Annotated in this window: 12 protein-coding genes; 5 read left to right on the top strand and 7 right to left on the bottom strand. The window is 61.3% G+C overall.

Annotated elements, in window-relative coordinates:
* Nucleotides 1–12: 12 nt before the first annotated feature.
* The 6 genes from HV773_RS01690 to pdxR all read right to left on the bottom strand — a co-directional run bounded on the left by HV773_RS01690 (nucleotide 13) and on the right by pdxR (nucleotide 5,010).
* Nucleotides 13–153 (bottom strand): hypothetical protein, encoded by a 141-nt coding sequence (locus HV773_RS01690; RefSeq protein WP_175194172.1) that lies wholly within the window; start codon nucleotides 151–153, stop codon nucleotides 13–15.
* 103 nt (nucleotides 154–256) lie between these two features.
* A complete protein-coding gene (locus HV773_RS01685) occupies nucleotides 257–1,039 on the bottom strand; it encodes an amino acid ABC transporter permease (RefSeq protein ID WP_129564280.1) in 783 nt (260 codons plus the stop codon).
* Between the two features lie 83 nt (nucleotides 1,040–1,122).
* A complete protein-coding gene (locus HV773_RS01680) occupies nucleotides 1,123–1,884 on the bottom strand; it encodes a basic amino acid ABC transporter substrate-binding protein (RefSeq protein ID WP_129564279.1) in 762 nt (253 codons plus the stop codon).
* Nucleotides 1,885–1,944: 60 nt separating this feature from the next.
* Nucleotides 1,945–2,226, bottom strand: coding sequence for a hypothetical protein (locus HV773_RS01675; RefSeq protein WP_129564278.1), 282 nt, complete (start codon nucleotides 2,224–2,226; stop codon nucleotides 1,945–1,947).
* A 212-nt stretch (nucleotides 2,227–2,438) separates the two neighbouring features.
* Entirely contained in the window at nucleotides 2,439–3,419 is a 981-nt protein-coding gene (locus HV773_RS01670; protein ID WP_129564277.1) for a hypothetical protein, read from the bottom strand.
* 184 nt (nucleotides 3,420–3,603) lie between these two features.
* Complete coding sequence (pdxR, locus tag HV773_RS01665; RefSeq protein ID WP_129564276.1) at nucleotides 3,604–5,010, bottom strand: MocR-like pyridoxine biosynthesis transcription factor PdxR; 1,407 nt, start codon at nucleotides 5,008–5,010, stop codon at nucleotides 3,604–3,606.
* A 94-nt stretch (nucleotides 5,011–5,104) separates the two neighbouring features.
* On the opposite strand from pdxR, the gene HV773_RS01660 reads away from it, so the two are divergent.
* From HV773_RS01660 to HV773_RS01650, 3 genes are all read left to right on the top strand, one after another.
* Complete coding sequence (locus HV773_RS01660; RefSeq protein WP_129564275.1) at nucleotides 5,105–5,539, top strand: cupin domain-containing protein; 435 nt, start codon at nucleotides 5,105–5,107, stop codon at nucleotides 5,537–5,539.
* A gap of 18 nt (nucleotides 5,540–5,557) precedes the next feature.
* Nucleotides 5,558–6,013, top strand: a complete 456-nt coding sequence (locus HV773_RS01655) for a carboxymuconolactone decarboxylase family protein (protein ID WP_129564274.1) — start codon at nucleotides 5,558–5,560, stop codon at nucleotides 6,011–6,013.
* A gap of 508 nt (nucleotides 6,014–6,521) precedes the next feature.
* The gene (locus tag HV773_RS01650) at nucleotides 6,522–6,659 is read left to right on the top strand and encodes a hypothetical protein (RefSeq protein WP_160113510.1); all 138 of its coding nucleotides are present in this window, start codon (nucleotides 6,522–6,524) and stop codon (nucleotides 6,657–6,659) included.
* Between the two features lie 158 nt (nucleotides 6,660–6,817).
* Here HV773_RS01650 and HV773_RS01645 read toward each other — a convergent pair whose 3' ends face one another.
* Nucleotides 6,818–9,163, bottom strand: coding sequence for a DUF3141 domain-containing protein (locus HV773_RS01645; protein WP_129564273.1), 2,346 nt, complete (start codon nucleotides 9,161–9,163; stop codon nucleotides 6,818–6,820).
* 431 nt (nucleotides 9,164–9,594) lie between these two features.
* Here HV773_RS01645 and HV773_RS01640 point away from each other — a divergent pair, with 431 nt between their 5' ends.
* Together HV773_RS01640 and HV773_RS01635 are read left to right on the top strand one after the other, a co-directional pair.
* Nucleotides 9,595–10,914 carry a DUF3300 domain-containing protein gene (locus tag HV773_RS01640; RefSeq protein WP_129564272.1) on the top strand — a complete coding sequence of 440 codons (1,320 nt, stop codon included), beginning with the start codon at nucleotides 9,595–9,597 and terminating at the stop codon, nucleotides 10,912–10,914.
* Nucleotides 10,915–11,021: 107 nt separating this feature from the next.
* A complete protein-coding gene (locus tag HV773_RS01635; RefSeq protein ID WP_227875471.1) occupies nucleotides 11,022–11,876 on the top strand; it encodes a DUF2950 domain-containing protein in 855 nt (284 codons plus the stop codon).
* Nucleotides 11,877–12,021 lie beyond the last annotated feature (145 nt).

Raw genomic sequence — 12,021 nt, 5'->3', positions numbered from 1 at the left:
CGGAACAAATGATTAGCATACCAAATCACTTGGCGCCGACGTGCTGCCAACGACCGGAATGTCATGGGGATGCGCGGTCTTGAGCACGACCATGAGCGTCACAAGCAGTATGACCGCAATGGTCAGCAGGATTGTCATCGCGAACCGCTTCATCGTTCCATCCTCTTCGAATCGAACTCGTGGCCCACGAGTCTTGTCAATTCGAGATCGTATCAAGGACGGTTCAGGAAGAGGGTCAAAGATGGTCAAGTGTGCTTCAGCGTGCGACGTGATCGGTTCGCGCCAGGTGATCTTCGAGCTTGCGCAGGCCCATGGTGAGCACCAATGTCATCAGCCAATATGCTGCGGCGATCGTCAGGTAGGGTTCCCAATAACGGCCGTAGGCGCCGGCCACGGTGCGCGCAGCATAGGCCATCTCACCCAGACCGATCGCCGAGATCAACGACGTATCCTTGAGCAACGAAATCACGTTGTTGCCCAGCGGCGGCAGCATGCGCCGGAACGCCTGGGGGATCACGACGTAACGCATCATCTGCCCATGGGTCATGCCAAGCGACTGGGCGGCCTGCCTCTGGCCGATTGAAATCGACTGGATGCCTGCGCGAAACACTTCCGAAATATAGGCGCCGGAGTTCAGAGTGAGCGCGGCCACGCCCGAGATCAGCGCCCCGTGGTTCTGCTTCAGGGTGCGAGCCAGATCGCCGCTGATTAAAAGCCCGTGCACAGGATGGATGAACACCGGCATTACCGCGAAATGCATCAGCAAGATTTGCACAAACAACGGCGTACCGCGGAAAAAGCTCACATAGGCTGTTGAAGGCCAGCGCAGCAGATACTTGCACACCGCTTTCCAGGGCTGATGTCTCGCGCCGGCCAGCCGCGCCAGCGCCAACAGCAGACCCAGCGCGCAACCCATTACCACACAGGCCACGGTCGTGCCCACCGTAACTAGCGCGCCTTCCCAGAAGAGTTGCCTGTACTCCACCAGAATGTCCGGGCGGAACCACCCGAACCACATGACCGGATTGCTGTCGTCCATGTTCGTTTTTTTAATAATACGGAAGGCCGGAACGCGGCCAGGCACTATTGCGCGTCCGCAACGCGAGCGCGTGCATCACACCATCACTGCGGCTTGTAATCCTGGCTGAACCATTTCTTGTAGATTGCGTTGTAGCTGCCGTTTGCGCGGATTGCAGCCAAACCCGCGTTGATCTTGTCCAGCAAGGCCTTGTCGCCCTTGCGCACCACAATTCCGTAGTATTCCTTGGGGAAATTCTGGTCTTCCACTGTCTTGAGGCCAGGGTTCTGCGAAACCCGGTAGGCAATGACACCGTTGTCGCCAATCGCCGCGTCCACGCCACCCGAGGCCAGCTCCGAAATAATGAGCGGCGTGCTCTCGAAGCGGCGGATATTCGGGTTGGTCTTGCCCACTTCGCGGCTCATGACATCGTCGGCGGTGGAACCGCTCACCACGGAAACTTTCTTGTTGTCCAGATCCTTCAGCGACTTCACGGGACTATTCTTGGGAACGGCAATCAGCTGGCGCGCATCAAAATACGGCGCCGAGAAATCAAAACTCTGTTTGCGCTTATCGTTGATCGTGACGCCGGAAATGACCAGGTCCACGTCGCCATTGTTGAGCGACGCGAAGATGCTGGTGAACGGCGTATTCACAATACGCAGTTTCAAATGCTGCTGCTTGGCGATCGCATCGATAATGTCGATGTCGAAGCCAACAATCTGCTTGTCCTTGTTTTCAAAAGCGAACGGAGTATAGGTAGCGCTCGACGCCACAACCAGTTCGCGGTCTTCTGCGTGGGCGGTGGCAGACCAGATGGCGCAAGCGGCCACCGAGGCAGCCAGCGCAAGAATGATTTTTTTCATAGTGGCGTCGCCCCGGTAGGCAGGAAAAGCCGGAGAAGCATATATGGAACAGCCGTTCGTTTACGCCTGCTGGGAGGTCGTCAGCTTCAAATTCGGCCGTAATTCATGCGTGACGGACTCATGCTGTCCCTTGCGGTGATCCGACACCTGTTCGATCCCCGTCTTCAAGACCTCTTCGCAGAACGAGATGCGCAAACGATAATATTCGGCCTGCAATTGCGCATCCAGAACTCTCTGCTCGGCCTGAAACAGCGCCATGCGCAATTCTCCCAGCGCGCGTTCGGCCTGCTTCTCCGGCGTTGCGGCATGATGGGCAATCAAGTTTGAAAGCCAGTGCAACATGGATAAGCCCTCCTGTCTTCGATTCGACAATCGCACATGTAGCGGCGCGGATCAGCCCGAGGTGATACTGCAGAAAAGGCTAACAGAGTCGAATGAAAGCAGTGAGTGCACTAACGAACATGTTGTATAAACGATGAAATTGCTTTTAGGCTCATCATCGGCCCCGTAATTCGGGCCGCAACAGACCAGCTAGCCGCTTGCAGCCCGCAGGGTTACCACCGATAACCGATACCGCCCAGGATGATGTCGGTGTCGCGGTTATAGCTCGTCACCACGCGATTCCATTCCAGCCGCGCATCCCAGTGCGGGTTGAAGCGATACGAACCGGCAATCGTGACGATCCCCGAGAATGTGCCTGCGCCCGGCCCCGGCGAAGGGCTGTTTTCGTTTTCATTGATCGCGTAGTACGCGCCGACGCCCACGCCCAGCGTCACGGCGTCGTTGAGGAACGCTCGCGTGAGCCAAAGCTGGCTGGCAATGCCATCGCGACGGGCGACCGCGCTGCTGCCTTCGTGGATGTAGCCGACCGTCCAGTCCACATATTTCGCGAGGCCACGCCGATATTCGATGGCGCCGCCAAATGCGCCTGGAGAGCTGGTCGAGTTGACGATGGTTTTGCCGAGGTACACGGCGACTTCGTTATGGGTCGTTTTCTTCGCCGAGCCAGCCGCCCAGTCTCGCGGTCCCGGCGTATCGGGCGCGTCGAGCTGGTAACCGACACCGAGCATCACGCCGGTGGAATCCGGGCCGCGCTGCACGTGCACGCGGTTCAACTGAAATTGCGTGACCCAACGGTTGGATGCGTACCAAGACCCGCGCAGGCTGTACACCACGCCCCAGCCGTGCACGTCCGAATAGCTGCCGCCCTGGTCGGCGGTGGTCGTATCGAAGTAGCGATACGGGCCAATACCCGCCTGCACCACGAACTGCGGGCTGCCCACCGGCATCCGCGCCCAGAGCTGGACGAGTTGGCCATCGCGGTGATGATTCGGAATGTGCCCTTCGTTGAGCCATGTGAAGCTCGCCGCGAGGTACTTGCCGAGACCTTCCTGATAATTGAAAGCCCACGTATAGGTGTTGATGTCGCTGGCACGCGAACCGCCGCCAAACAGCGAGAATTCCTGCGCCTGCGATTGGGTTGGCAGGGCCAGCCAGGCGAGCGCGAGCGCTATCGACGCAACGGGACCTGCCATGCCCCTTGCCTGCCGTGCGCCTCGTTGCATTCGCGGTCGGGTCCCATCGATCGACTCGAAGGGCTTCATCAACGTGGACTTCATGAATTCCTTGCAAAAAAAATGTATCGCCCTGCGGCCAGCTTACAAAAATATGCGCGCAGGGTAGCACGGCACACCGGTCAACGTCGTCTATGCGTGCCGCTCACGCGTGCCGTCGTATCACGTCCCGCAGCCGATCGCAGTTTCGGGCGAGATTGCGCTCCGGCGACGTCGCAATGCCCAGCAGCAGTCCCGATCGCGCGCCCGCCGGCGACATATACCAGGGCGACAACGGCGCGGGACCTAATCCGAACGCCAGCGACTCTCTGAAGATGGAGACGTCCGGCGCGCCGTCGGCCAGGCGCACGAGCACCGCCAGGCCGGCGACCCGGGTCTCGAAGCCGCACTCGTCGAGGCATGCGAGCAAGCTGTCGCGCTGCGCGCAATAAAGCCGCTTCAGCCGGCGCAGATGGCGCAGGTAGTGGCCCTCGCGCATGTACTGCGCCGTCGCGAGCTGCACCGAAGGCCACGGCGCGGGCGCGAGGCAGGCCGCCACCTCCGCGAACCGCGCCGCGAGCGGCAGGGGCGCGACGACGAATCCCAGCCGCAAGGCGGGGCTGAGCGTCTTGCTGAAAGAGCCGATATGAATGACGCGCTGGCCGCGATCGAGCGAGGCCAGCGCGGGGGCCGCGCGCGCGTTCAGTTGCAACTCACTTAGGTAGTCATCCTCAATGATCCAGGTGCCCTGCTTCGCCGCCCAATCGAGCAGTTGCAGCCGTCTTGCCAGAGATAGCGTCGGTCCGAGTGGCGCCTGCTGCCCTGGTGTCACGACGGCGAGCGCCGCGTCGGATGCATGCCTCATGCCGTAATCGACGTCGATACCGTCTATGTCCACCGGTACCGGCACAAGTTCGAGGCCCGCGAGTTCCAGGCCGTGCCGCGTGAACGGAAAACCAGGATCTTCGAACCAGGCCTTGCGGCCATCGAGGCCGAGCACGCGCAGCGCCAACCCGAGACCGCCGCTGAACCCGCTCGTGACGATGATCTGCGCGGGCGAACAGGTCATGCCGCGCGCAATGGCCAGATACGCGGCGATTTCCCGCCGCAATTCCGGCTCGCCGCGTGGATCGGGATAGCCGACCGAGGCGCTCGATTCCGCGCGCAGCGCGAACGAACGCACCTTGGTGAAGAGCCGCGCGGGAAGCGTCGCCTGGGCGGGCACGCCCATCTGGAAGATGGCCGGGCCGGACGTGAGTTCCCGATACATCTCCATGAACGAGCCCGGATCGCTGTGCTCCTCTTTCGCTGGCGCGGCGGGCGGCCGGTCGGCCACGCGCGTGCCGGCCGCCCGGGAAGCGACGATCAATTGAGCGTCGGAGAGCCGCTCGTAGGCAAGGCGCACCGTGCCCCGCGCCACGCCCAGTTGCGCGGCAAGATCGAGCCACGAGGGCAGACGGGCGCCGGGCGCGAGCACTCCGCCCTCGATGGCGGCACTGATTGCCGCGCGGATCTGCTCAGCCAAAGGCGTTTTCGCGGACCGGTCGAGTTCGATTTTGAGCGGCTGGGACATCCGCTCATGGTACATAAAGAATGTTCATTTCTGGTGCTTTCTTATGGCCCAGTGCCCCGCCACAATAGCGCTGGTCACAAGGAGAGAACCTGTCATGAAGATTCGAATCGCACTCGGCACGGCCTGCGCGGCGCTTGCCCTCAGCGTCGCTGCGCCAGCCATCGCGCATAACGACGGTGCAACCGTCGCGCCCAATTTCGAGCACGCCCTTCCCAACCTGCCCGGCAAGTCGTTGACGGCCGTGGTGGTCGACTATGCCCCTGGCGGCGCCTCGCCACCGCACGAACATGCCAAGTCTGCATTTATATATGCTTATGTCGTTTCGGGCGCGATCGAGTCGCAAGTGGACGACGGCCCCAAGCGCATCTATCACGCTGGCGAAAGCTTCTTCGAAGCGCCGGGCGCGATTCACCGCGTCAGCCGCAATGCGAGCACGACCGAGCCGGCGAAGCTGCTTGCGGTGTTCGTCGTCGATACCGGAGACAAGGTTCTGACCACGCCGGTCAAGCAAGCCCGTCAAGGGAATTAGGAAATCAGGAGAATACTCATGAGCAAACGTCTCGACTACAACCAGATCGCGCCCGCGGGCGCCAAGGCGCTTGGCGGCGTCTATGGCTACATCATGCAAAGCGGGCTTTCGCCCGTGCTCGTCGATCTGGTGTACCTGCGCGTCTCGCAGATCAACAACTGCGCCTATTGCCTCGACATGCACACACGCGACCTGCTGAAAAAAGGCGTGAAAGTGGAAAAGCTGGCGCTGGTGCAAGCATGGAGGGAGGCCGGACATCTGTTCGATCCGCGCGAGCGTGCGGCGCTGGCGTGGGCCGAGTCGGTCACGCTGGTCGCTCAGACCGGCGTTCCCGATGCGGCGTACGACGAAGTTCACGCTGTGTTCGACGAGCGCGAGCTTGTGGACCTCACGATCGCCATCGGCCTGATGAACACCTACAACCGCATGGCGATCAGCTTCCGCAGCACGCCTCAAGCCGTACTGGAGCAATGAACCTGTGCAGCGCTTGTGAAAGTCAGGCGCAGACATCCCGGCCGCTCTGGCAGTGGGCTTCAACGCCCATCAACCGGGCGGCTGGTTGTTGCTGGATGTATAAATATTCCCGGCAATCTTTGACAAGAATTCATATTTTATGGCTCGATTCGGTTTGAGTTTTTATGGCGTGACGAATCAAATCCATTAAAATACATTACGCGCAGTGATTTGGATCAAAATATCGATGGCGCAATTCTCTATATTCCAATAAAGCACTTGGGAATCCGCTCTTGATCGACACGCGCATCATAAAAATTTACCGTTAAAAATTAAAGAGTTACACGCACCCCCAATAGCCTCACCCGGTGCACCTATCACCTGTATTCATCGCTTTAAATGGGTGCAAGGCGAAATTGATCGACGATCTGTAGCTGCCATTTCAACGGCTATGCATAGCCCGTTCCCGCATAGATGCTCTATGTGTTCATTTCTCATTCGGCAGTCGTAATTCAGATACGAGCGATCCATGAAAAAGACCTATATTTTTGCAGCTACCGTTGCCGCGGCAGCCGGCAGTGCCCACGCCCAAATCAACGGGACTGGCGCGCCCTCCACGAGCCGCAGCCAGGTCGTGGTAAGCACAGGAATCCGCCACCGCTTCTAAGCGCCCGGATACCTTTCAAGGCACTTACCGACTGCTACAATCCCGCCGGACGTGGCGGCGGCTTTCACGGCGGCTTCCGGCGCTAAGCGCGGCGCACCTTAGTGGCGCGGCGAGCCGCGCCACCCGCACGAATCAATGGCACGAATCAATGGCGCGAGTCACGAAGCGCCCTTGAGCCCCGGAGCCGACCGTGGTGCGAGCCGGCGCGCCATCGGCAGAGCCGAACGAATCTTCTCCAGCATTTCGATCTGCGCGGCGCTGGGCTCCGCTTCCTGAACGCGCCGGTCGGCCAGCAGCATTTCCGCCAGATCGAGAAGTTTCTGCCGGTCTTTGCGGTCTTCCAGCAGGCCCGGCAACGTGGCGAATGCCTGATCCGGCGCGTAGCGCACGATGATTTCCTGCTCGCCGCGCACGCGCCGCCACTGATCGTCGGGAAGCGCGGGCAGATACGCGGCATAGTCCTTCGCGAGCTCGTGCCGCAGCGTCAACCGCGCCAGCGGCAGCGGTTCGCCATGGCGCGCAAGCAGGCAAGCGATGCGCGCCAGCGCTTCCGTATAGCCACCCTCACTCATCGATGCCAGCGCATTCTTCACGAAGGGCAGATCGCGCGGGTCCCCCGCTGCCTCGGCCGGTTTGGTTTGCGCCTGCTCGTCTTGCCCGGCTGAGAACAGGTTTCCGTAGAACGAAAAGAACGCGCTCTCCGTCATGGCGTCGCGCATCGCGCGATAGAGTTCGAGCGACGCACTGATCATTTCCGAGCCATAGTGCTCGGCCGCCTTCAAGCGGGTTTCCTCATGAGCCCCGGCCTGCCGTTTCGCCTTGACCGCCTCGGCGGCCGGCCCAAGCCATGCGAGCCAAGGATTCAGGTCCGAAATTGCCCAGCGTTGCGCGCGTAGTGGATGAAGCTGGCGCTGCAGGTTCGCAGTCGTTTCGTTCGACAGCGCCTGTACCCACGGTTGCCAGAAGAGCTCGTACGCGCGCTGATTCAGTTCCGATACGCGCTTGACGGCCTCGAACGGCTGTTCGTCGGCGCGCTCGAAGCGGTTCAGGCGCGCCACCACGTCTTCGAGCCGATACTCCCTGAACGACACGTCGTATTCCGCGTGGCCGTCCGCGCCACGCTGCTCGGCAATCTCCATGCCGTAGAGGCCGGGCGCAAAGGCTTCAATCGCTTCGAGCACGGAAGCGATCTGCTGGTGTTCCTTCCTCGCCACCTTGCCCGACACGAAGATGCCGAGATGGCCGATGGACTGATGCACGAGCCCGACGATCACCTGACCGCGCGCCTTGATCTCCTCCGTGCTGGCGTAAATGTCGGCGACCCAGTTGAAGGCTTGCTGGGGCGGCGTGATGTTATCGCCGAGCGAGGCGAACAGGATGATCGGCGACTTGATTTCCCGCAGGTCGAAGGCCTTCCCGCCGAGCCCCCGCACCTCGCCCGACCAGAGTTTGTTGCCGACGAACAGGTTGCTCGTGATCCACTCGATCTCCTCGCGGTTCATCAGGTAGTAACCGCCCCACCAGCGCTCGAAATCGAGGAAGCGCGGCGGCTCGGTATCGATGTTGTCGAACAGGTGATAGTACTTGTCCCACAGGCTGTTGGCGGGATTGAGGTTTTCGAAGTTCTGCACGAGATGGGCGCCGTCGAACTTGCCGTTACCCAGATCCGCGGTGAGCGACGCGAGCCATGTGCCGCCCAGCATGCCGCCCGAGTAGCGCATCGGATTGTCGCCCTCGCCTTCGCTCCACGCGCCGCTCCAGTAAGACATCGGCGCGCCGTTGATGACGAGCGGGCCGGTGTGGTCCGGGTCGGAGCTCGCCAGCATCATGGCGGCCCAGCCGCCCTGGCAGTTGCCGACGATCGCCGGCTTCGCGCTGTCTGGATGCAGCTCGCCGACCTTTCTGATGAATTGCTGCTCGGCCTCGCAGACATCGAGCAGCGTCTGGCCGGGCTCCGGGTCGCGGAAGAAAATGACGAAATACACGGGGTGGCCGGCCTTGAGCGCAACACCGGCCTGCGAGTCGTCCTTGAATCCGCCGATGCCGGGACCGTGACCCGCACGCGGGTCGATGATCACATAAGGACGCTTGCTAACGTCGACCACCACACCGTCCGGCGGCAGCAGCCGGATCAGCGCGTAGTTGACCGGGCGCGGCAGCTTGCGGCCGTCGACCACGAGTTCGTGATCAAAATGAAGGACCGGTTGAAGGCCACGGCTCGTCTGATCGACGAAAGCATTGCCGCGCTGACGCAAGGTGTCCCAGAAGAGCACCGAACGCTCGACCACGTCCACGGCGTAGCGGTAGCCGGCCCACGGGTCCAGCGCAGCAGCCAATGCGGGAAGATCGGCTGCGGGTTGAGCGCCATCGCCGAGCCGCCCCGCCGCATCGGCCAGCCGCTGGCTGAATTGGGCTTGCGCGACTTCCGATCGTTTTGCAAGAAGCCGTGCGACCTTGCCACCCATTTCCTGGCGGCGCGCGTATTGGTTGACCAGGTCTTTCATTGCATCACCTTCAAATCGGGACGTTATCTTTCCATACACTGGCAGATCTGTGTGACCGGTTCGTTATATGCCTGTAACTCCTGAATCGTTTCACGCTGCCATATAGGACCAAAGTCTTATTGAATTCTCTCCGCTGCTGCACGTGACAATCAATCGGTGTACGAAAGGTATTCAGCGGGTTCACTTCAGAGGACTCGCTACGCCTCGTAACACTGTAGCCGATTCGGCTTTGCACTATTCGCACTTCGAAGACTTGCTTTGCAAGTACCCGGCAATTACGATAGAAAAGCCGAAAAAAACATGTCCGACAAGTGCGCCCCGAATTCAATGAACCGCTAATAAAAGGGTGACAGCCAGCTTGTTGTAACACGGTGACAAGACCGTAAAGAACGCATCGTTGTCCGCGTCAACATCCGCCGTACGGAGGGGACATGACCAACTGGAACAAACGATGGGTCAAGGCCGCGTTTTGGTGGCTGATCCTGCTGGTGGCGGCACCTGCCTTTGCGGATTCTGGTGGTTCTGCTGGACCCGCGCCATACAAGCCAGAGGAACTTGAGGCACTGGTTGCGCCAATCGCGCTCTATCCGGACTCGGTGCTCGCTCAAGTATTGATGGCGTCCACGTATCCGCTCGAAATCGTCCATGCGGCGCGCTGGGTGAAAGAGAACCCCAACACGAAGGGCGACGCCGCCGTTAAGGCGGTCCAGAACCAGACCTGGGACACCAGTGTGAAGTCGCTGGTGGCCTTCCCGCAGATCCTGGAACCGATGTACGACAAGCTGGACTGGACCCAGAAACTCGGTGACGCATTTCTCGCCCAGCAACAAGATGTATTCGCCGCCGTGCAGCGGTTGCGTGCGCGCGCGCAGGAAGCGGGCAACCTGAAGTCGAACGAGCAACAACAGGTGAGCGTCGAGCCCGCAGCCAATGGCCAGACGTCCATCGTGCGGATCGAGCCCGCTAATCCCGAGGTGATCTACGTTCCGGCCTACGATCCGGCCGTGGTTTATGGCGGGTGGAGCTACCCGGCCTATCCGCCCTACTATTGGCCGCCCTACCCGGCCTACTATCCCGGCTACTACCCTGGTGCGGCGCTCGCGACGGGATTCGCCTGGGGCATCGGCCTGGCCGCCGCCGGCGCGATCTTCAGCGACTGCAACTCGTGCTGGGGCGGAGGCGACGTCAACATCAACTCGGATAGGGCCAGGAACATCGACCGGAACTTCGACAACTCGAAGCTCAAAAACGGTGAACGCAACGGCCGCTGGCAGCACGATGCAGGGCATCGCCAAGGCGTGGCCTACCGCGATAGCGCCACGCGCGACAAGTTCGCCGGTTCGCGGGGCGCCGCCGACAAGCGCTCCCAGTATCGCGGGCGCGGCACTAATGGAGGCAACCGCGTGGCCACGGCCGACCGGCCGGGAGGCGGCAACCGGGCCACTGCCGCGGACAGGAGCAGCGCGGGCAATCGCTCGTCGATGGCGGACCGCTCCGCCGGGGCCAACCGCGCAGGGGCATCGGATAGAAGCGCCAACAGCAACTTCAATCGTGCCAGCAATAATCGAGGCGGAGGATACGGTGGCGGATACGGAGGCGGACGCGACGGCGCGTTTTCAGGTGTCGGCTCGAGTGGCCGTGCCTCGCAACGCAACTTCGATCGGGGCAGCCGGAGCATGCAGGGCTCGGGCTTCAGCCGGGGAGGCGGTGGCGGCAGCATGCGTAGTGGTGGACGCGGTGGCAGGCGCTAGGGAGAACTGAAATGAACGCTCGTCCCGGAAGTGTGCACAGGATCCTGGCACTGGTATCACTCGTATTCGCTAACCTCTTGGCCGCGGCCGCACTACTGGCCACAACAATGCCTGCTGCGCATGCGCAGCAGAATTTCAGCGAGCCCGAAGCCGCAATGGACGCGTTTGGCGACGCCGTCATCAAGGATCGCGAGGATCGCCTGCGCACACTCTTTGGCGCGGATTTCCGGACGCTGATTCCGCCCTTCGGCGCACCGGTGCGCGATACATTTGTGACGCAATGGGCGAAATCCCACAAGATCGAGCCCAAGGACAGCACCCACGCGCACATCGTCGTGGGCGATGAAGGCTGGACGTTCCCCGTCCCGCTCGTCAAGACCGACAAGGGATGGCACTTCGATACGCGCGCCGGAGCCGAGGAGATACGTCTGCGGCGCATCGGCCGCGACGAACTCGCCGTGATTCAGACCATGCTCGCGATCTACGATGCACAGCGCGAGTATGCGCAGACCAATCACGATGATGTGGGTGTGCTGGCCTACGCCGCGAAGATGGTGAGTTCGCCGGGCAAGCACGACGGCCTGTACTGGCCCACCGGACCGGATGACCAGCCGAGCCCGCTAGGCGAGGCCTTCGTCGATGCGAGTTCGCGCAACGCGCAGAATGCCGGATATTACGGGTACCACTTCAAGCTGCTCGAATCACAGGGTCCGCACGCACCGGGCGGCGCCTACGACTACGTTGTGAAGGGCAAACTGTTCGGTGGCTTCGCGGTTATCGCCTGGCCGGTGAAGTACGGCGACACCGGGATCAAGACGTTCATGGTGAGCCACGCGGGACAGGTCTACGAGCGCGATCTCGGTATGGAGAGCGCAATGAAAGCGCAAGCCACGAAGTCGTTCGATCCGGGGCCGGGCTGGAACAAGGTGTCCGATAGCGATAGCGAGAACGACGGCGATTAGGAGACGTCTCGATTCGAGTCAGAGTGCCTAAAACGAACCTGTCCGCATTTTTGTGGGCGAGGCGGTTAAAGGAATCGTTACCCGCGCGCCTGCGTGAATCGGTCGCCAAACAGGATAGCAAACTGGTTCATCGCCGACTTCCAGT

This window comes from Paraburkholderia caffeinitolerans (assembly GCF_902859945.1).
Lineage (GTDB): Bacteria > Pseudomonadota > Gammaproteobacteria > Burkholderiales > Burkholderiaceae > Paraburkholderia > Paraburkholderia caffeinitolerans.
The sequence above is the reverse complement of the archived record's forward strand: the minus strand, read 5'-3'. Positions and strand labels throughout refer to the sequence as shown.